Consider the following 20,060-nt stretch of genomic DNA (forward strand, 5'->3'; position numbering starts at 1 on the left):
GTCGTCGCCGCGCGGACGTAGCAGGGTTGCGTGTGAGGCCGATCACGCGGTGATCGGCTGAGGCCGTTCCACCCGCGGCCCGCTGCGGCGGGTCGAGCCAGTACAGGAGGCCCCATGCGCATCACCGTCACCGTCGACGGAACCCGCTACACCGACGAGGTCGAGCCGCGCACGCTTCTGGTTCACTACCTGCGCAACCAGCTCGGCAAGGTCGGCACCGTGGTGGGGTGCGACACCAGCAACTGCGGTGCGTGCACCGTGCATCTGGACGGGCAGAGCGTGAAGTCCTGCTCGGTCCTCGCCGTCCAGGCCGACGGCAGCGAGGTCACGACGATCGAGGGACTCGCGCGCGACGGCGAGTTGCATCCGGTCCAGAAGGCTTTCCAGGACAACCACGCCCTGCAGTGCGGGTTCTGCACGCCCGGGATGATCATGCAGTCGCTCGACCTGCTCTCCGAGAACCCCGAGCCCGACGAGCAGACCGTCCGCGAGGGTCTCGAAGGCAATCTCTGCCGCTGTACCGGTTATCAGAACATCGTCCGCGCGGTGCGCGACGCCGCGGAGCGGATGCGTCCCGGGGCGGGTCCGGAGGCCGAACGGGTCGGTGAGGCCACCGGCACCGCGACGACGTCGAGCATGGGTGGAGGTGCGGAGTAGTCATGACCGCCACGATCGAACCGGAGATCGGCAAGGCCCGGCTCCGCAAGGAAGACGCGCGGTTGATCACCGGCCGCACTCGCTGGACCGACAACATCACGCTGCCCGGCCTGGTGCACTTCGCCGTGTTGCGCAGCACCATGGCCCACGCCCGCATCACGAACATCGACACGTCGGCGGCGAAGGAGATGCCGGGCGTCATGGCGGTGTACACCGCCGACGACCTCGATCCCGAGGGCGCCATCGGCATGCCGTGCGCCTGGCCGATCACCCCGGACATGAAGTGGCCTCGCAGGCCGATGCTCGCGCAGGGCACCGTCAACTACGCGGGCGAGGGTGTCGCGGTCGTCGTGGCCCGCAGCGCCGAGGAGGCCTACGACGCGCTCGCGGAGATCGACGTCGACTACGAGGAGCTCCCCGTCGTCCTGGGGCTGGAGAACGCGATCGCCGAGGACGCTCCGCTGGTGCACCCGGACCTGGGCACCAACCGCAGTGCGGTGTGGACGTTCGACTCCGCCGAGGCCGGCTCGGGCGACGACGTGGAACGCGCCATCACCGACTCCGAGGTGGTGCTGCGCAAGCGGTTCCGCCAGCAGCGGCTCATCCCGGCGTTCATGGAGCCGCGTTCCGTGGTGGTGGACCCGACGGCCCCGCAGCTCACCATGTGGTCGGCCACGCAGATCCCGCACATCACCAAGACGATGGCCGCGCTGACGCTCGGCATCCCGGAGCACCAGCTCCGCGTCATCGCGCCGGACGTGGGTGGCGGCTTCGGCGGCAAGCTCGCCGTGATCCCGGAGGAGTTCATCGCCCTGCTCGTCGCGCGCAAGCTCGGCAGGCCGGTGAAGTGGACCGAATCCCGGTCGGAGTCGATGACGGCGGCGCACCACGGCCGCGACCAGATCCAGGACATCACGATCTGTGCCACGCGGGACGGCAGGCTGACCGGCCTGAAGGTGGAGCTGCTCGCCGACATGGGCGCCTACCTGAGCCTGGTCGGGCCGGGTATCCCGATCCTCGGCGCGTTCATGTTCAACTCGATCTACAAGCTGCCGGCGTACCACTTCACGTGCACGAACGTCTTCACCAACACCACCGTCACCGACGCCTACCGGGGTGCCGGTCGACCGGAGGCGACGTTCGCGATCGAGCGCATGATGGACGAGCTCGCCGCCGAGCTCGACATCGACCCGATCGAGTTGCGCGAGAAGAACTGGATCGCCCACGACGAGTTCCCGTACACCACCGTCGCGACGCTGACCTACGACTCGGGCAACTACGAGGCCGCCACCGAGAAGGCCCTGCAACTGTTCGGCTACGACGGCCTGCGCCGCGAACAGCGCGAGCGGCGCGAGCGGGGCGACTCGGTGCAGCTCGGCATCGGCATCTCGACGTTCACGGAGATGTGCGGCCTGGCGCCCTCGCGGGTCCTCGGCTCGCTCGACTATGCCGCCGGAGGCTGGGAGCACGCGTCGATCCGCATGCTGCCCACCGGCAAGGTCGAGGTGATCACGGGGTCGTCCGCCCACGGCCAGGGCCACGAGACGGCGTGGAGCCAGATCGTCGCCGACCAGCTCGGGGTCCCGTTCGAGGACGTCGAGATCCTGCACGGCGACACCCAGTCGTCGCACAAGGGCATGGACACCTACGGGTCGCGTTCGCTTTCCGTGGGCGGGATCGCGGTGGTGAAGGCCGCCGAGAAGGTCGTGGCAAAGGCGAAGAAGATGGCCGCTCACATGATGGAGTGCTCCGAGGACGACCTCGAGTTCTCGGCGGGCACGTTCAGTGTGAAGGGCACCGGCCGCTCCACCGGCATCCAGGACATCGCGCTCGCCGTGTTCGCCGCGCACGACCTCCCGGACGGGATGGAACCGTCGCTGGACTCCGAGGCCACCTTCGACCCGGAGAACTTCTCGTTCCCGCACGGCACGCACCTGTGCGCGGTGGAGGTGGACACCGAGACCGGTCGGGTCCAGATCCGCAAGTACGTGTGCGTGGACGACGTCGGCGCGGTCGTCAACCCGCTGATCGTGGAGGGGCAGATCCACGGCGGGCTCGCGCAGGGCATCGCGCAGGCGCTGTTCGAGGAGGCCGCGTTCGACGAGGGCGGCACGCTGATGTCCGGCACCTTCGCCGACTACCTGCTGCCGTCCGCCGCCGATCTGCCGTCGTTCGTCACCGACCGCACCGAGACGCCGTCGACCACCAACCCGCTCGGCGTGAAGGGGGTGGGCGAGGCCGGCACGATCGCCTCGACTCCCGCCGTCGTGAACGCCGTCGTGGACGCGGTACGGCACTACGGGGTGGACGACATCGAGATGCCCTGCACCCCGATGCGGGTGTGGCGGGCCATCCACACCGGCGAGCGCGCTGCAGGCGGTGTGGGCAGTGAGGCCGGGGGCGGCCTCGGTTCGATCGACCCCGAACACGGAGGTGCACAGTGATCCCCGCTCCCTTCGACTACGTCAGGCCGTCCACAGTGGATGAGGCTGTGCGGGCGCTGTCCGAGGCGGGTGAGGACGCGAAACTGATCGCGGGCGGCCAGAGCCTGCTGCCCGTGCTCAGACTGCGTATGGCCGCCCCCACCACGCTTGTCGACCTCGGCCGGATCAGCGAGATGCGCGGGGTCCGTGACGACGGCGACGCCATCGTGATCGGCGCGATGACCACGCATCACGAGGTCGTCAACGATCCCCTCATCGCCGATCACGCGGAACTGCTCGCGAAGGCCACCGCCACGGTGGCGGACCCGCAGGTGCGGCACCGCGGCACGTTCGGGGGTTCGCTCGCCCACGCCGACCCGGCGGGTGACCTGCTGGCTCCGGCTCTGGCGCTGGGCGCGGAACTCGTGGTCCGCGGCATGGACGGCTCGCGCACCGTGGCCGCGACGGAGTTCTTCTCCGACTTCTTCACCACCTCCATGAGGCCGGACGAGATCCTCGTCGAGGTGCGGGTGCCCAAGCACACCGGTTGGCGGGCGCACTACGAGAAGTTCAACCGCGTCGCGCAGGCGTGGTCGATCGTGGCCGTGGCCGCCACCGTGCGGACCGAGGGCGGGAACATCGCCGAGGCCCGGGTCGGGCTCACCAACATGGCCTCGGTGCCCGTGCGGGCCCGAGCCGTCGAGGAGGCGCTGGTGGGGCAACCCGCCACGACGGAGGCCATCCGGGCCGCCGCCGAGCGCGCCGCCGAGGGGACGAGTCCCACGACCGACAGCAATGCCGACGCGGAGTATCGACAGCACCTCGCGCGGGTACTCACGGGTCGGGCACTCACCACCGCAGTCACGGGCTGACGCACTGTGACGGCGGCCGCGTCCCCGAGACCACGCTCGGTAGTGATCACCGGGTTACAGTGGCCTCGGGGACGGCCTTGGTGAAGCAAGGCGGGGACAAGGCCCAGGCACAGTCACGATCGTGAGGAAGGAGGTCGGCCCGTGCGGCTCGACCACGAATTCACCGTTCCGGCGCCCATCGACGAGGTGTGGAAGGCGGTGCTGGACGCCGAACGCGTCGCACCCTGCATGCCGGGAGCCACTCTGACCTCCGTGGAAGGGGACACGTTCAAAGGCACGGTGAAGGTCAAGCTCGGGCCGGTCTCCCTGCTGTACAAGGGGAAGGGCGAGTTCCTCGAGAAGAACGCCGACGAGCGCAAGATCGTCATCAAGGCCTCGGGCAAGGACGCGCGCGGCGCGGGCACGGCCGCCGCGACCGTGACCGTCACGCTGACGGCCGAGGGCAGCTCGACGAAGGGTGCGGTGGCCACCGACCTGAACGTCACCGGCAAGCCCGCCCAGTTCGGTCGCGGCATGATCTCCGAGGTCGGCGGCAAGATCCTCGACGACTTCGCGGGGAACCTGGCCGACATGCTCGGTGCCTCGGGCGCCGAGGGCGCCAAGGAGGCCGAGGCCCAGGCCGCGTCGAGCGCGCCGAAGACCTCCGACGGCGCGACGGCGGGCGCCACCACGGGCACGGCCGCCGGGGCTGTGGACGCGAAGCCTGAGGGCGCGACGGCAGGGGCCACCACGGGCACGGCCGGGGCGGAGACCTCCGCGGCATCCGAGTCGCAGAAGCCGAAGCTGGAGAGCGTGAAGCCGACGGCGGCCACGCCGAGGGAAGCCGAGCCGATCGACCTGTTCGACTACGCGGGTGCGTCCGTCGCCAAGCGCCTTGCACCCGCGCTCGCGGGCCTGGCGGCCCTCTTCGCCTTCCTGGCGGTGCGAAGGCTGCTCCGCCGCCGCTGACATCGTGTCCGCAGCCTGCGCACGCGTGTCCGCACTTCGCGTACGCGTGTTCGCAGGCTGCGCACGCGTCGGGCACGCCACCCGCGGGGAAGGTCGTCGCCGCCGCCGGCGTTGCACCCGACATGCGGGCTGACCACGAGACCGACGTCGTCGTCATCGGTGCCGGACAGGCGGGACTGTCCGCCGCCTACTTCCTGCGGCGCGCGGGGTTGCGAGGGCGAACCGGCACGGACTTCGTGGTCCTCGATCACGGCAAGCAGGCCGGGGGTGCGTGGCAGTATCGCTGGCCCACCTTGCGGATGAGCCGCGTCCACGGCGTCCACGACCTTCCCGGGCTGCGGCTGGCCGAGCTTCCCGAGGCCGGCGATCCCCGACGCCCCGCGGCCGAGGTGATGGCCGCGTACTTCGAGCACTACGAGCAGACGTTCGCGTTGCCGGTGCGCCGACCGGTGAGTGTGCGCGCGGTGGATCGGGCGCCCGACGGCCGGTTCGTGGTCGACAGCGCGGGGGAGACGTGGCTCGCCCGGGGCCTGATCAACGCGACGGGGACGTGGGACAAGCCGTTCTGGCCGTACTACCCCGGCCGCGAGACGTTCCTCGGTCGGCAGCTGCACACCGCCGACTACACCGGACCGGCCCCCTTCGCGGGCGAGCGCGTCGTCGTGGTCGGCGGTGGCACGTCGGCGGTGCAGTTGCTCGTCGAGATCGCGGAGGTCGCGGACAGCACCACCTGGGTGACCCGGCGACCACCGGTCTTCCACGAGGGCGAGTTCACCCCCGAGCACGGGCGTGAGGTCGTCGCCGAGGTCGACCGGCGGGTCCGCGAGGGCAAGCCGCCGCAGAGCGTGGTCGGGGCGACCGGGTTGACGCTCACCCCGGAGGTGCGGGCGGCCAGGGAGGCCGGTGTTCTGGTGCGGCAGCCCATGTTCGAGCGGATCACGCCGCGCGGTGTGCGATGGGCGGACGGCCGGGAGCAGCGCGCCGACGTCATCCTGTGGGCGACGGGTTTCCGTGCCGCACTCGATCACCTGGCGCCGTTACGGCTGCGCGGTCCCGGTGGCGGTATCCGGATGGACGGCACGCGCGTGGCGGGCGTACCGAGGCTGCACCTCGTGGGGTACGGCCCCTCGGCGAGCACCGTCGGAGCGAACCGCGCGGGCCGGGCGGCCGTCCGGGAACTCCTCACCGAGCTGGATCGCTGACGGAAAAGTAATGAATGTGTAAGCGGGAATGACTTCCGGAAGAAATTGTTTTTCGGTATTGTCCGAATAATTGTGGTTAACCTGTCGTGCGTGACAGGTGATGATCTTCAACCCAGCCGTACCGCGTTGTTGTCCGCCGCGGCCCGGGCTGCGCACGTGCTCGTCGACGACGACCCCGCACTGTTCCTCGACGACCTGGCCGAGCGTGTTCTCGGCACGGCGGGTACCGACATGATCCGGTATCACCGCCACCAGGGCGGCCATCCGATTCTGGCCGCTGCGCGCGTGCAAGCCACGTTACGCAGCCGATTCGCCGAAGCCGCACTCCGGGACGCCGTGGGCCGTGGTGTGGACCAGTACCTGCTGTTGGGTGCCGGACTCGACACGTTCGGTGTGCGGTCGGAACTCGCGCGGAGCCTGCTCGTCGTCGAGGTCGATCATCCGGCTACCCAGCGATGGAAGCGGTCGCGGCTGGCTGACACCGGCCTGGACGCATCGAGCGCCGTGCGTTACGTCGACGCCGACCTGACCGCCGACGCGGTCCTCGACCGCGCGCTGTCGGTGGGACTCGATGCCTCGCGTCCCGTGTTCGTCAGCTGGCTCGGTGGAGTTCCGTACTTCCGGCCCTGTGAGCTCAGCCGGGTGCTGTCGGACCTGGCTCGGCTGCCTCCGGGAAGCGAGTTGGTCGCCGATTACCACGTGCCGCCGGATTGGCAGGACGATCACGCCGAGCTCTACGTGCGGGCGGTGTCCGAGGTGGCCTCCGACGGCGCGGAACCGTGGCGGAGCAGCTTCACGCCCGACGGCGTGGCGGCGCTGCTCGCGGAGAACGGGTTCGTCGTGGTGACCGATCACTCCGAGCGTGACAGTGTTCCTGCCGGATTCTGGGAGCGCCGGGACGGGCTGAGGCCCGGAAGCCTCATGCGGTTGGTCCACGCCCGGAGGACAGCCGACGGATAGGTCGCTCGCGGCGTACGGGAAGTGCGGACACGCGTGCGCAGGCCGCGGACACGAGTGCGGGAAGTGCGGACACGCGTGCGCAGGCCGCGGACACGGCGGTGGGGGGCAACGGCGGCCGCTACTCTCGACCACGTGCGCACCGACGGCAGGCTGGACGACCGCGTGGTCGACGCGGTTTTGGCCGTCGCCGTGTCCGCGGTGGTCGGGGTCGCGATCGCGGCCGACCTCGGAGGAACGCGGAGTCCGGACGCGCCCGCCTTCCTCTTCGCCGTCGGACTCGGCGCGCTGATGTTCGTGCGCCGGTCTTACCCGGTGCTGACGCTGGCGGCCACCGTCGTGGGCATCATCGGCTACTACCTCGCGGACTATCCCCCGATCGGACTCGCGATCCCGGTGGCGGCGGCCCTGTACTCGGCGGCCGAGGCGGGACGGACCCGGGTGGCGGTGTCCGTGGCGGTCGGGCTGCTGGTGGTGACGACGGCGTTCCGTCTCGCGGAGGGGGACGACCCGGCCTACCTGTTCGGGTTCGAGTTCGCGTCCACCGTCGGACTGATGGCGGCGGCGATCGCCCTGGGCGACGGTGTCCGGTCGCGCGCGCTGCTCGCGGCGGAGTACGCACAGCGGGAGCGGCGGAGGCGGGAGGAGGAGCGCATGCACCTCGCGCGCGAGGTGCACGACGTGCTCGGTCACACCGTCACCGTCATCTCGATCCAGGCGAACGTCGCGGCCGAGGCCGTCGACGACGACCCCGAGGCCGTGCGGGCCGCGCTGGGAGTGATCCGCGAGGCGGCCGACGGAGCCGTGCGCGAGTTGCGCGCGACGGTCGGACTGCTGGCCGGTCCCGAGGAGCACGACCCCTCGCGGGCTCCGGTCGGGAGCCTGCGCCACCTCGACGACCTGGTGCGGGCGACGTCCGACAGCGGGTTGCCCGTCGACACGGAGGTGGAGGGCACACCGAGAGCGCTACCCTCCGCGGTGGACGTGACCGCGTACCGGATCGTGCAGGAGGCGCTGGCGAACAGCCTGCGTCACGCGGAGGCCACGCGCGCCACGGTCCGGCTCCGCTACGCCGACGATCGGGTGGTGATCAGTGTCGCCGACGACGGACGTGGCTGGTCGGGGTCGATGGACGAGTCGGGCGGCCGAGGTCTGCGTGGCATGCGTGAGCGGGTGGCCCTGCTCGGCGGAGAGCTGGCCGTCGACTCCGCACCCGGTCGTGGCTTCCGCATCGACGCCGACCTACCCCTGGAGCCGTGATGATCGAAGTCGTGGTCGCCGACGACCAGCACCTCGTCCGGGCGGGCCTGTGCTCGTTGCTCGACCGCGCCGACGACATCGCCGTGGTGGGTGAGGCGTCGGACGGGGCGAGCGCGGTGAACGCCGTGCGTTCGCTACGCCCCGACGTCGTCCTCATGGACATCCGGATGCCCGGCATGGACGGCATCGAGGCGACTCGGCACATCACGGCCGACCCGGGACTGCGCGCGGTGCGGGTGGTCGTGTTGACGACGTTCGACACCGACGAGCACATCTTCGACGCGATCCGCGCGGGCGCGGCCGGTTTCCTCCTGAAGAACACGGCGCCCGAGGAGTTGCGGGCGGCGGTGCGCACGGTGACCGGCGGCGAGGCGTTGCTGTCGCCCTCGGTCACCCGGCGTGTGCTCGCGGCCGTGGCCGCCGACAGCGGTTCGATGCAGCCGAGGTTGCTCGACTCGTTGACCGGCCGTGAGCGCGAGGTGCTCGCGCAGGTCGCCGCCGGGTTGTCCAACGCGGAGATCGGGGCGGTACTGCACCTCAGCCCGGCCACGGCGCGGACCTATGTCAGCAGGCTGCTGGCCAAGCTGGGGGCGCGCGACCGGGCGCAACTCGTGCACATCGCCTACGAGTCCGGGTTGGTGCGGCCGGGTCGGGTCAGCGGTCGCGGTGAGTCGCCGCGCCCGCGTTGAGGCGCGACTGATAGCGCTCGCGGGCTTCGTCGAGTAGTTCCGGCGCGATCCACGCGACCGGACGGATGTCCACCACTAGCGGTTCGTTGTCGGGACCGAAGTCCACCTGGCGCCCGGACAACAACCACGGCCGTGCGCCTTCGTCGAGTTCGCGGAGGTACTGGCACACCCGTCGGGCGAGCCAGTCCTCGAGAGGCAGCGTCCACCAACCGGGTGCTGCGAGTGGATTGACCGACACGCCGGGCATCGTGAGGCCACTCTCGTGGTCGTTGCTGGAGTGGTGCGCGTCCGAGTCGGGGCCGGGCGAGTAGCGCAGGTAGGGGGCCTCGCCGGAGCTCGTGAGCTCAGCCAGCTCCGCCAGTGTGCGCACGGTGCGCATCTCCGCTGCCATCCCGACAGCATTACCCGTCCCACGGCGGTGGCAATCGTGCCGTCTGCCGTCTGCCCCGCGTGTTCCCCTCGCACCTTCAGTGGAAAGTGGACGGTGATGTTCCGTCCGGTGCACATTCCGTCACTCACGTGGTGGTTTCGTTGCGCGCCAAGGATTGCCGATCTCGATCCCTGCGCACTCTGTAGCCATACGGGCGCGGAGCGTACTTGTGTAGCGCACCGTTGATGTGATCGATATCCAGAACTTCGAGGAGAACCTTGACCATGGCAATCCGCAAGGGCGCAGTCGTCACTGCGATCGCGATCGGCGCCGCACTGGCCGTCACCGGTACCACCAACGCTTCCACCGACGAGGACTGCAGCACCGGCATGTCGGCGCCGTGGTCCGACGAGTGCGCCGACTTCAAGTTCACCAGCAGCGACGACGACCACGACAAGGACTGGGACAAGGACAAGGACTGGGACAAGGACAAGGATCACGACAAGGACTGGGACCACGGCAAGGACTGGGACCACGGTAAGGACCACGACGACGACTGGGACAAGGACCGGGACAAGGACTGGGACCACGGTAAGGACCACGACGACCGGGACAAGGACCACGACAAGGACTGGGACCACGGCAAGGACAAGGACCACGACAAGGACTGGGACCACGGCAAGGACAAGGACCACGACAAGGGTGGCGACCGCGACAAGGACCGCGAGAAGCGCCACCACCACAAGGAGCAGGTCGACAGGAAGCCGCACGGTGGTGTCGAGACCGGTGACGGCTCGCTGGCGGCCCTGCTCTGATCTGGCCCACCATGCGTGATGTGACGTCTCGTCGTTCCCGCCCGTCGGTACGCCGGCTGGCGGGAGCGGCGGCGTTGGCCCTCCTGCTCCTCCTCACCGGCTGCGGCGGCTCGGACGGCATTTCCGGGCACGCCGAGGCGGCGCCGGAGCAGGTGGAAGCCGACGTCGAGACCTTCCTGCCGCCGGCGCCGCCGTCGGGGCTGCACATCCCGAGCCTCGGCGTGTCCACGGACATGTTCGTGGGGCTGGAGCTCACCTCCGACAACACGATGGAGGTGCCCGAGGGGGCCGAGGCCGTCGGGTGGTACGTCGAGTCACCCACCCCGGGGGAGCACGGTCCGTCGGTACTGGCCGCCCACGTCGACTGGCAGGGTCAGAAGGGCGTGTTCTTCGACCTCCGCAATCTCGAGGTCGGCGCCGACGTGATCATCGATCGCGCCGACGGCACGAGCATCCTGTTCCAGATCGACGAGGTCGAGCAGTACCCGAAGGACAGCTTCCCCACCGAGCGGGTGTACGGCGACACCGAAGGCCCCGAGTTGCGGCTCATCACCTGCGGTGGTGACTTCGACCGGTCGCAGGCGAGCTACCGCGACAACGTCGTCGCGTACGCCACGATGGTGGACGTCGAGGGGTAGGCGCCGTCGAGGCAGGCCCCGTTCTCTCACCCCGTTGCGGAGACGTCGGACACCTCCGCCGGGAAATGACACGCGACCGGATGATCGGTGTCGCGGTGGACGAGTTGCGGCTCGTCGACCCGGCACCGATCTTCTGCTTTCCAGCACCGCGGGTGGAACCGGCAGCCCGAGGGTGGGGCGAGTGGTGACGGGGCGTCCCCGCGCAACACGATCTCGTCGGTCGCCGTGGAACGCCAGTCGTCCAGGCTGGGCGCGGCCGACAGGAGTGCCTGGGTGTACGGGTGTGCCGGACGTTCGTAGAGCTCGGCGACCTCGCCGGTCTCGACGATCGTGCCCAGATGCATCACCGCGACCCGGTCGGCGAAGTGCCGCACCACGCCGAGGTCGTGGGTGATGAACAGGTAGGCGACTCCGAGCTCGCGTTGGAGCTCCGCGAGCAGGTTCAGGATCTGCGCCTGGATCGAGACGTCGAGCGCCGACACCGCCTCGTCGCAGACGATGAGCCGTGGCTTCACCGACAGCGCCCGCGCGATGGAGATGCGTTGCCGTTGCCCGCCGGAGAACTGGTGCGGGTAGCGCTGGGCGTGGCTCGGGTTGAGCCCGACCCGCTCCAGCAGTGAGGCGACTTCGGTGTCCCAGTCCTCCCGGGCGACGAGGCCCGGGTGGATGCGCCACGCCTCGCTGAGCAACTCGTACACCGTCATGGTGGGGTTGAGCGACGCGTAGGGATCCTGGAACACGAGCTGGACCTCACGCCGGAGTCGCTTGCGTTCAGCGTGGGACAGCGTCGCGATGTCCCGGCCGTCGAAGCGGACCTCACCGGACAACGGCCGCAGCAGGCCGACCACTGTGCGGGCCACGGTGGACTTCCCGCAGCCCGACTCGCCCACGAGACACAGAGTCTCGCCCGGGTGGACGGTCAGGTTCACCCCGGCGACGGCGCGCACCTCGCGCCGCCGCCCCCAGGCGCCCTGCCGCTGCCGGTAGCCGGCGACGAGATCGACCAGCTCAAGCACGGGTCGCGAGTGACTCGTCATGGGTCACCACCTCCTCGGCGAAGTGACATGCGCTCGTCCGGCCGGGCGACACGGTGCGCAGTGCGGGTTCCTCGGTACGGCAACGCTCCTGTGCGAACGGGCACCGGGGGTGGAACGCGCAGCCGCTCGGCGGCGACGTGATGTCCGGTGGGTAGCCGTCGATGGGGCGGACGGTGCGTTCCGCGTCCCGGGCCGACGGACTCGCCGCCATCAGTCCCCGTGTGTACGGATGCGCTGGCGCGCTGAAGAGGTCGGCGACCGTGCCCGACTCGACGGCCCTTCCGGCGTACATCACGACGACCGACTGGGCCGTCCGCGCGACCACACCGAGGTCGTGACTGATGATGATCAGCGCGAGTCCGGCTTCCTGCCGTTGGCGCAGCAACCGCAGGATCTGTGCCTGCACCGTCACGTCGAGGGCGGTGGTCGGCTCGTCGGCGATGAGCAACCGAGGTTGCAGCGCCATCGCCATCGCGATCATCACCCGCTGGCGCATCCCGCCGGAGAACTCGTGCGGGTAGTTGCCCGCGCGGGCGGCGGCGTCCGGGATGCCGACCTCGGTCATCGCCTCGATCGCCTTCTGCCGTGCCTCGGCCCGGCCCAGCCCCCGACGGCGGCGGAAGACCTCGCCGATCTGGTAGCCGACCGTCAACGACGGGTTCAGTGCGCTCAGCGGGTCCTGGAAGATGATCGCCAGTTCCTCACCGCGGAGCCGGCGCAGCTCGTCGTCGGTGCGGGACAGCAGGTCGCGTCCGTCGAAGCGGATGCTGCCCGCGGTGACCCGCGCCTGTGGGGGCAGGAGACCGAGCACGGCGAGTGAGCTGAGGCTCTTGCCGCTGCCCGACTCGCCCACGATCGCGAGCGACTCGCCCGCCTCGACGGCGAACGACACGCCCCGCACCGCCGACACGTCGCCGAACGCGACGGCGAGGTCGGACACCTCCAGTAGCTTGTTCATCGGATCACCGCCGGGGTCTCGGGGGTCGCCGGGTTCGCTGTGGCCTTGCGGTTCTTCGCGCTCTTCGGGTCGGTGCCGTCCCGGAACGCGTCTCCGAGAACGCCGACGCAGATCACCACCAGGGTCAGCGCCACCCCGGGCACCGTGGCGATCCACCAGGCCGAGTCGAGGTAGTCGCGCCCGTTGGCGATGGTCGAACCCCACGACGCCTGGTCGAGGGGGACACCGAGCCCGAGGAACGACAGCGCGGCCTCGGCGACCATGGTCAGGCCGACCTGCATCGTGGCGGCCACGACGAGCGGCTGGACGCAGGACGGGAAGACGTAGCGGGCCATGATCCGCACGTCACTCGCGCCCATCACCCGCGCCGAGTCGACGAACTCGCGGTTGCGTGCGGCCAGCGCCGAGCCCCGGACGACCCTGGCGAAGATCACCCACCGGGTCACCGCGAGCGCGATGATGACGTTGAGCAGGCTCGGGCCGAGCACTCCCGCCACGAGGATGGCGAGCAGGATGCTGGGGAAGGCCAGTTGCATGTCGCCGATGCGGGAGATGACGGTGTCGAGCCAGCCTCCGTAGTAGCCGGCCAGCAGGCCGAGCACGAGGCCGACGAGCCCACCGACGACCACCACGGTGCCCGCGACCAGCAGCGAGACACGGGATCCCGCGATGAACTGGGCGAACACGTCGCGGCCGTCCTGGTCGGTGCCGAGCAGCGCGAAGCCGCCGTCGGACAGGGTGCTTCCCGGGGGCAGCAGGCGATCGGTGACGCTGGTGGCGACGCCGTCGTAGGGCACGATCAGGGGGCCGAACACCGCGACGAGCGCGAACAACACCAGCACTCCGCCCGCGATCTTGGCAGCCGTGGACCTCATACGGTCTCCAGGGTGATTCTGGGGTCGAGGTGGAAGTACAGGACGTCGACCAGCAAGTTGAGTCCGATGTAGAACACGGCGATCAGAAGGATCGCCGCCTCGGCCACCGCGTAGTCGCGATGGACGATCGAGTCGATCATCAGGGAGCCGATGCCCTGCCACGCGAACACCTGCTCGATGATGACCGCGTCGGCGATGAAGTTGCCCATCACGAGACCGAGGACGGTCACCACGGGAGTCAGCGTGTTGCGCAGGACGTGGACGTTGAACACCACGTGCTCGGGCAGGCCTTTCGAGCGTGCGGTGCGAACGTACTCCTTGCCCAGTTCCTCCAGCGTGCCGTTGCGGACGAGCCGGGCGAGCCAGCCGATGAACGGCAGCGCGAGGGTGAACGCGGGCAGGATCGCGCCGAGCGGCGTGCCGTCGGCGGTGCCGGGCAGCAGGTCCAGCATCCTCGCGAAGATCAGCACCAGCATGATGCCGACCCAGAACGACGGCAGTGCCTGGCCCGCCAGCGACAGGTACGACACCAGCCGGTCGGCGAGCCTGCCGGTGTGGCGGGCGGCGTAGACGCCGAGCGGGAAGCCGATCAGCACGGTCAGCAGCAACGCCCAGCCCGCGAGGGTGAGTGTGGACGGAAGCCGTTCGAGCACGGTCGACAGCGCGTCGCCGCCGAGCCGCCACGACTCTCCGAAGTCGAGGGTCAATACCTCGCCGAGGTGGCGCACGTACTGGTCCCACAGCGGATCGTTCAGGCCGAGTTGTTCGCGGGCCGCGTCGAGTTCCGCCGCGGTGGCCTGAGCGCCCAGCATGAGCGAGGCGGGGTCACCGGACACGACGCGCAACACCACGAAGACGATGGTGATCGCGCCGAAGATGAGGAACACCGACTGTCCCAGCCGGCGTGCGATGTAAATGATCACGTCATTGTGCCCTTACTGGCTCGGCTGGATGCCCGCACGACGAGGCCGCACCGTTCGCGCCGCTTCTCTGCGGCGGTCTCACCGTCGTCGCCGTGGCTCCGCATGCGTTGGAGCAGCAGGTCGACGGCAGCGGTGCCGATCTGCGCGGCGGGCAGCCGCACGGTGGTCAGCCCTGGACTGAGGTAGGCGGAGAACGGGTGGTCGCCGAACCCGCCGACCAGCACGTCGTCGCCCACCCGCAGGCCGGCCTCGGTCAAGGCGCGGTACACGCCGAGCGCGAAGTAGTCGTTGCCGACCATGATGGCGTCGGGAAGATCGCCCTGGCTGACGATGTCCTGCGCCAGCCGGTAGGCGTCGGCGGGCTCCCACGGGAGGGCGAGCGACTCCCGGCGCCGGGTGGGAACCGAGATCACGGGGTCTCCGGACGACTCGATACCCGCCTCGGTCAAGGCCTTGCGGAAGCCTGCGACCCGTTCCGCGACGGGGGAGATCGGGAGGTCTTCCTCGAACAGGCAGAGCGAGCGTGCGCCACCCTCGACGAGGTGACGGGTGGCCTCGTAGGCGGCGTGGTGGTAGTCGACGCCGACGAAGTCGAGGTCGAGCGTGGGGACGTCACGGTTGAGGCAGACCATCGGGATTCCCGACTCGTGGAGCCGTTCCCAGTGCTCGCCCTCGCCCTGGACGGGAACGACCAGCGCACCGTCCACACCCCACCGCAGCAGCGTGTCCGCGGCACGGCGGTCGACGTCCGGACTCTCCTCGGTGACCAGCAGCATGAGCGAGTAGCCGTGGGTGCGGCCGCGTTGCTCGATGGTGCTGATCAGCCGGGCGTAGAACGGGTTCGACGGGTTGGTGATCACCAAACCGAGAGTCATGGCGGAGCCGAGGACGAGGGACCGGGCCATCGAGTTCGGGACGTAGCCGAGGCGCGCGGCCTCCGCCTTGATCCGGGCCCGGGTGTCCTCGCCGACGCTGTCCTTGTCGGCCAGCGCCCGGGACACGGTGTTGACCGACACCCCGAGCGACTTGGCGATGTCCTTCAGCGTCACCCGCCGCGACTCAACCATGATCTTCCCCTCAGTTCTCGAGCCTCACGCCGCGCAGGTCCGGCTGGTTGCTCGGAACGGGTTCGAAGCCCTTCACGTCACTGCGCAGCGCGTAGGTGCTGACCAACGCAGCTGGGAAGATACCGACGGCGTCGTCCCAGATGATCCGGCACGCCTCGGCGTACAACTCGCGGCGTGTGGTCTGGTCGGACTCCCTGTGTGCCTGGCGCAGGATCGTGTCGAGCTCCTCGTTGGCGTAGCCCATCCGGTCCGCGGCCGAGTCGTACAACCTGCCCAACGTGAAATCGGCATCGCCCGTCGTGACCGTGTTGATCTGCAGGTCCATGTCGAAGTCCTTGTCGTTGAGACGTTGCAGCCACACGGCCTTCTCCACGTTCTGCGCCTCCACGACGACGCCGATCTTCGCCCAGTCCGAGATCATCGCCTGGGCGAGTCCGTCGGCGAGCGGGCCCGTGCCGGAGAACCACATCAACGACGTGCGGAACCCGTCGCCCAGGCCCGCCGCGGCCAGCTCCCGCTTGGCTCCTTCCGGGTCGTACGGATACGGCTGCTGGGGTGCGTGCCCGAACACGGTCGACGGGATGGGCGCGGTCATGAGCTCCGCGCCCGGCCCGTACAGGTTCTCGACGATGGTCGCGACGTCCACGGCCTTCCACAGTGCTCGGCGCACGCGCGGGTCGGTGAACGGCTCGCGGCCGCAGTTGAACCAGTTGAAGTAGTACGCATAGCTCGGCACCGTCTCCAACGTGATGCCGTCGCGGCCGTCGAGTTGCCGGATCTGGTCGGGCGGCACCGGCCAGAGGACGTCCAGCTCGCCGGTCCGCAACGCGGTGATCTGGCTGGACGTCTCCGGGATGTGCGGCAGTGCCGCCCGTTCCAGGGTGGGCTTGCCGCCCCAGTAGTCCGCCGCCGCGAGTTCCAGCGTGGCGGAGGGAGTGAACGACTCGACCCGGAACGGGCCGCTGCCGATGGGCTTGCGGAAGAAGCCGTCACTGTCCATCTTGTCCGCGGGGAGGATGAACATCAGCGTGAGGTTCACCGGCAGCGTGCCCAGGGGTTCCTCGGTGACCACCCGCACGGTGTGGTCGTCGGGGGCCTCCACCTCGACGACCGACGTCCACAGCGCGGACTGCGCCGTGCCCGCATCCCGGACACGCTCCAGCGAGGCCTTGACGTCCCGCGCGGTCAGCGGAGTCCCGTCGTGGAACCTCACGTCGTCCCGCAAGGTGAGGACCCACGTCGTGGGAGCGGTCTGTTCCCACGACGTGGCGACGCTCGGCGCCAGCTTCTCGCCGTCGCGCCGGATGAGCGTGTCGTAGATGAGCCTGCTCGCGAGCAGAGTGCTCTCGTCGACGCTACTGGGCCCGTGCGGGTCGAGGTCGTTGATCGGCTGGCTGAACGCCGCCCGCAACAGGCCCTCGGCTCCGGCTCGGGTGCCGCCTCCGAAACTGCAGGCGGCGAGGTAGGCGCCGGCGAGACTCAGACTGCTGATCTTGAGAAAGCTACGCCGGTCGAAGGGGGTCGCCATGGAATCCTCCAGGACTCACTCTTTGAGGGTGAGGTAGATCTGCACCTTGACCGATTCCCCTTCTCCCTCAACGGTTCCCTTGATGCGCAGCCACTGCCCGAACTCGCGCACCGGCCACGAGTGCAGCGTGGTTCCCTCGACGACCTGCGGGGGCACTTCGGCGTCGCACCAGTGCAGGCCGTCGGGCGAGATCTGGGTGGTGAGGCGCAGCCGGGTGGTCGGCGTGGAGCTTTCCAGCACCTGCACGAACCAGCGGGCCTCACCGGCCCAGGCCGCTTCGAACGGCTCGGTGGCGAAGTCGCCGTCGAAAACCCGATAACGTTCGAGAACCGCTGTCTGCGTCTGTCGCATGAGGACCTACCAATCCACCGAGATGAGCACCGAGTCCAGGAACATGAAGTTGCGGACGTTGGTGTGCGTGCGGGTGCTGACGTAGAAGTTGAGCAGGTTGTCGAGCGAGTCGTAGCGCTCCTCGTACGCGGGCACGGGGATGTCGCGCATGTCGTACACGCGGTCGTTGACCTGCAGCTCGACGTTGCGCTGCGCCTCGGTGTCGATCTGCCAGCGCAGGTAGTGCCAGTTGACCTTGGTGGGCACCTCGTTGTAGCAGAACGACTGCGGTTCGCCGAAGGCGCGCCAGTCCTCGGGATTCGGCGCGGTGAAGTCATCCGTCGGGCCGAGGTTGGCCTTGCCCTCCAGGTGCTCGCGCGGCGTCGGTTCGGGCACCACGGGGTACATCCAGCGGCGGGTGAACCGGTTCTCCAGGTCGGTGTTCTGGTAGCGGATGACGTTGTGGTAGCGCACGCCCCGGTCGTCGCAGATGTCGGTGGCGATGGTGAAGGCGCCGAACTGCTGCTCCGACGGGTGGATGTTGCCGTCCCACTCACCGGCTCCGGCCTGCTCGTACGCGCGGTTCTCCTCCGACGAGGCTTCGGCCTTGTAGGTGAAGTAGGTCTCGAACTGCACGAGGCCCTTCTTGGCCATGGTGAGCCTGCGGATCGCCACGCCCGTGTGCCCGGCGAGCGGGCGGGTCGACACCTTCAGCGCGTAGGTGCCGGTCATCGCCCCGTGGGTTCCGGTGTCGAAGAACGTGCAGGAGCTGAGCTGCGGCGGGCGGAAGTCCTTCATGTGGGCGTCGACGGTGTCGAGGTCGCCCTTGCCGTCGTGGTTGCCGATCAGTTCGGTCCAGCCGTGGGTGCCGGAGTTGAACTGGTCGAAGACGAGGATGCGCGACAGCGGGTTGTACCGCGACAACGCCGGATCGGCGTCGAGCATGGCCCGCCGCAGTTGTGCGGACAGGTCGGTGTCAGTGGTGTTACCCAACGTTTTCAGCTCCTGGAGACAGGGCGTAGGGAGAGGATTAACGTTAACGTGAGCGATCATTCGGCTCCGTGGTGGGAAAGCTAACCCGGCCGTGGTCGCCAAGTCAACGGTGTGGACCAAGGAAAATCGAGGCTTGACGGCAGCGTGCACGCCACTTAGCGTTAGCGCTCCCGTTAACGTTCACTTCTACGGTGGCACCGCTGCGCGACGACTTTTCCGCACGGCGGTGTCGTGCCGCGTTCTCGTCGCAGCACGTCCTGCGCCGACCGTCCCGAGCAACACGGCGGCGCTTCTTCTGGGGAAGGAGATCCCATGCGTGTCAGGGCCGTTCTCGCCTCCGCCGCCGTCACCGTCTCCCTGCTGGCGGCGCCTCCCGCCGCGGCGGAGCCGGAACTCCGGCCGTGTGCCGATGCGCCCGCCGTGCCGGTGCGTACCGGAACGGCGTTCAACAACCCCGCCGCCGGACATCCGACCGGCGTGGTCGAGCAGATCTGTTCACTGGTCAAGCAGGCCGAGCCCGGCTCGACCATCCGGCTGGCCCACTTCGTCGTCTCCGGCGACGCGGGGCAGGATTTCGTCGACGAGCTGCTCAAGGCACACCGGCGCGGCGTCGACGTACAGGTGGTCCTCGACGGCTGGCAGGACGACACTCCCGCCGCGACCGCCCTGCGGGACGCACTCGGCACCGACGAGACGCGGGCCTCCTGGCTGCACGTGTGCGGCAACCTCTCTCCGGAGGGCAACACGTCCTCGTGCATCGGAACCAAGGGGCAGCACAACAAGTTCTACCTGTTCTCGCGTACCGGTGGCCGCTCCGACGTGGTGGTGCAGTCGTCGGCCAACTTCACCGACCTCAACTCGTCGGTGTACTGGAACAACGCCACGACCATCGTGGAGAACCGCCGCCTCTACGACGCCTACGCGTCCTACTTCGCCGACCTCGCACGGGAACAGCAGGACGACGACTACTACCGCACCGTCACCACCGGGATGCCGGGCGGGTTCGTGCGGGCGCACTTCTTCCCGCGTGCGCAAGGCGATCCGATCGAGGAGTTCCTCGACGAGGTCGGGTGTGACAGCGGCACCACCGTCCTTATCGGAATGTCCGAATGGGACAGCTATCGCGTGGGCATCGCGGAACGGCTCGTCGAGTTGGCCGAGCAGGGCTGCGAGATCCGGATCGTGCACGGGCCGGTGGACGACGACGTCGAGGCGTTGCTGTCGAGCCACGACGACATCACCGCGCGGACACTGGACGACTCCGCCGCGCTGCCGGGCCGGATCCACTCGAAGTACCTGATCGTCGAGGGCGACGTCGCGGGTGACGCCGACGCCCGACGAGTGCTGACCGGCAGCCCGAACTTCAACCACACGTCCCTGCGTCGCAACGACGAGGCGATGATCATGACGAACCTGAGGTCGGTCTACGACGACTACCGCGAGAACTTCGAGCAGATGTACGCCGCCGCGCGGTGACCGGTGCCGGGTCGCGGACACCGCACGTGCCCGCGACCCGGG

At 69.3% G+C, this 20,060-nt stretch carries 20 protein-coding genes; 11 read left to right on the forward strand and 9 right to left on the reverse strand.

Translation table 11 applies throughout. From position 1 onward, the window contains the following. Positions 1–114: 114 nt before the first annotated feature. The 8 genes from SACAZDRAFT_RS20105 to SACAZDRAFT_RS20140 all read left to right on the forward strand — a co-directional run bounded on the left by SACAZDRAFT_RS20105 (position 115) and on the right by SACAZDRAFT_RS20140 (position 9,008). Positions 115–657 carry a (2Fe-2S)-binding protein gene (locus SACAZDRAFT_RS20105; protein ID WP_005444706.1) on the forward strand — a complete coding sequence of 181 codons (543 nt, stop codon included), beginning with the start codon at positions 115–117 and terminating at the stop codon, positions 655–657. A gap of 2 nt (positions 658–659) precedes the next feature. After that, positions 660–3,101: a xanthine dehydrogenase family protein molybdopterin-binding subunit gene (locus SACAZDRAFT_RS20110; protein ID WP_005444707.1), complete on the forward strand. Its 2,442-nt coding sequence runs from the start codon at positions 660–662 to the stop codon at positions 3,099–3,101. Next, a complete protein-coding gene (locus SACAZDRAFT_RS20115; RefSeq protein ID WP_005444708.1) occupies positions 3,098–3,952 on the forward strand; it encodes an FAD binding domain-containing protein in 855 nt (284 codons plus the stop codon). The genes SACAZDRAFT_RS20110 and SACAZDRAFT_RS20115 overlap by 4 nt, the downstream gene beginning before the upstream one ends. Positions 3,953–4,093: 141 nt before the next feature. Continuing rightward, positions 4,094–4,900: an SRPBCC family protein gene (locus tag SACAZDRAFT_RS20120; RefSeq protein ID WP_005444709.1), complete on the forward strand. Its 807-nt coding sequence runs from the start codon at positions 4,094–4,096 to the stop codon at positions 4,898–4,900. A 122-nt stretch (positions 4,901–5,022) separates the two neighbouring features. Then, positions 5,023–6,102, forward strand: coding sequence for an NAD(P)-binding domain-containing protein (locus tag SACAZDRAFT_RS20125; protein ID WP_005444710.1), 1,080 nt, complete (start codon positions 5,023–5,025; stop codon positions 6,100–6,102). 90 nt (positions 6,103–6,192) lie between these two features. After that, positions 6,193–7,062, forward strand: a complete 870-nt coding sequence (locus tag SACAZDRAFT_RS20130) for a class I SAM-dependent methyltransferase (protein ID WP_232286304.1) — start codon at positions 6,193–6,195, stop codon at positions 7,060–7,062. Positions 7,063–7,194: 132 nt separating this feature from the next. Beyond that, positions 7,195–8,319 carry a sensor histidine kinase gene (locus SACAZDRAFT_RS20135; protein WP_005444712.1) on the forward strand — a complete coding sequence of 375 codons (1,125 nt, stop codon included), beginning with the start codon at positions 7,195–7,197 and terminating at the stop codon, positions 8,317–8,319. Continuing rightward, positions 8,319–9,008 (forward strand): response regulator transcription factor, encoded by a 690-nt coding sequence (locus SACAZDRAFT_RS20140; RefSeq protein ID WP_005444713.1) that lies wholly within the window; start codon positions 8,319–8,321, stop codon positions 9,006–9,008. Before SACAZDRAFT_RS20135 ends, SACAZDRAFT_RS20140 begins: the two co-directional genes overlap by 1 nt. Here SACAZDRAFT_RS20140 and SACAZDRAFT_RS20145 read toward each other — a convergent pair. Next, positions 8,974–9,399: a DUF6098 family protein gene (locus tag SACAZDRAFT_RS20145; RefSeq protein ID WP_232286305.1), complete on the reverse strand. Its 426-nt coding sequence runs from the start codon at positions 9,397–9,399 to the stop codon at positions 8,974–8,976. The two genes, SACAZDRAFT_RS20140 and SACAZDRAFT_RS20145, sit on opposite strands and share 35 nt — an antisense overlap. 263 nt (positions 9,400–9,662) lie before the next feature. Between SACAZDRAFT_RS20145 and SACAZDRAFT_RS20150 the strand changes: the two genes are divergently transcribed. Both SACAZDRAFT_RS20150 and SACAZDRAFT_RS20155 read left to right on the forward strand, forming a co-directional pair. Next, positions 9,663–10,193, forward strand: a complete 531-nt coding sequence (locus SACAZDRAFT_RS20150; protein WP_005444717.1) for a hypothetical protein — start codon at positions 9,663–9,665, stop codon at positions 10,191–10,193. Between the two features lie 74 nt (positions 10,194–10,267). After that, the gene (locus tag SACAZDRAFT_RS20155; RefSeq protein ID WP_005444718.1) at positions 10,268–10,831 is read left to right on the forward strand and encodes a class F sortase; all 564 of its coding nucleotides are present in this window, start codon (positions 10,268–10,270) and stop codon (positions 10,829–10,831) included. Positions 10,832–10,857: 26 nt separating this feature from the next. On the opposite strand, the gene SACAZDRAFT_RS20160 is transcribed toward SACAZDRAFT_RS20155, so the two are convergent. The 8 genes from SACAZDRAFT_RS20160 to SACAZDRAFT_RS20195 are packed head-to-tail and all read right to left on the reverse strand — an operon-like array spanning position 10,858 to position 18,542. Beyond that, positions 10,858–11,868: an ABC transporter ATP-binding protein gene (locus SACAZDRAFT_RS20160; protein ID WP_005444720.1), complete on the reverse strand. Its 1,011-nt coding sequence runs from the start codon at positions 11,866–11,868 to the stop codon at positions 10,858–10,860. Further along, a complete protein-coding gene (locus SACAZDRAFT_RS20165; RefSeq protein WP_005444721.1) occupies positions 11,840–12,826 on the reverse strand; it encodes an ABC transporter ATP-binding protein in 987 nt (328 codons plus the stop codon). Before SACAZDRAFT_RS20165 ends, SACAZDRAFT_RS20160 begins: the two co-directional genes overlap by 29 nt. Beyond that, positions 12,823–13,701 (reverse strand): ABC transporter permease, encoded by an 879-nt coding sequence (locus tag SACAZDRAFT_RS20170; protein ID WP_005444723.1) that lies wholly within the window; start codon positions 13,699–13,701, stop codon positions 12,823–12,825. Before SACAZDRAFT_RS20170 ends, SACAZDRAFT_RS20165 begins: the two co-directional genes overlap by 4 nt. Then, positions 13,698–14,624, reverse strand: a complete 927-nt coding sequence (locus SACAZDRAFT_RS20175) for an ABC transporter permease (protein WP_005444725.1) — start codon at positions 14,622–14,624, stop codon at positions 13,698–13,700. Before SACAZDRAFT_RS20175 ends, SACAZDRAFT_RS20170 begins: the two co-directional genes overlap by 4 nt. Next, positions 14,621–15,691 carry a LacI family DNA-binding transcriptional regulator gene (locus tag SACAZDRAFT_RS20180; RefSeq protein WP_005444727.1) on the reverse strand — a complete coding sequence of 357 codons (1,071 nt, stop codon included), beginning with the start codon at positions 15,689–15,691 and terminating at the stop codon, positions 14,621–14,623. Before SACAZDRAFT_RS20180 ends, SACAZDRAFT_RS20175 begins: the two co-directional genes overlap by 4 nt. Positions 15,692–15,701: 10 nt before the next feature. Then, entirely contained in the window at positions 15,702–17,219 is a 1,518-nt protein-coding gene (locus tag SACAZDRAFT_RS20185; protein ID WP_005444729.1) for an ABC transporter substrate-binding protein, read from the reverse strand. A gap of 15 nt (positions 17,220–17,234) precedes the next feature. Continuing rightward, complete coding sequence (locus SACAZDRAFT_RS20190; RefSeq protein ID WP_005444730.1) at positions 17,235–17,570, reverse strand: hypothetical protein; 336 nt, start codon at positions 17,568–17,570, stop codon at positions 17,235–17,237. 6 nt (positions 17,571–17,576) lie between these two features. Then, positions 17,577–18,542, reverse strand: coding sequence for a DUF6772 family protein (locus tag SACAZDRAFT_RS20195; protein WP_005444732.1), 966 nt, complete (start codon positions 18,540–18,542; stop codon positions 17,577–17,579). Between the two features lie 312 nt (positions 18,543–18,854). Here SACAZDRAFT_RS20195 and SACAZDRAFT_RS20200 point away from each other — a divergent pair, with 312 nt between their 5' ends. After that, positions 18,855–20,018 (forward strand): phospholipase D-like domain-containing protein, encoded by a 1,164-nt coding sequence (locus SACAZDRAFT_RS20200; RefSeq protein ID WP_005444734.1) that lies wholly within the window; start codon positions 18,855–18,857, stop codon positions 20,016–20,018. Positions 20,019–20,060: the final 42 nt, after the last annotated feature.

Source organism: Saccharomonospora azurea NA-128 (genome assembly GCF_000231055.2).
GTDB lineage: Bacteria > Actinomycetota > Actinomycetes > Mycobacteriales > Pseudonocardiaceae > Saccharomonospora > Saccharomonospora azurea.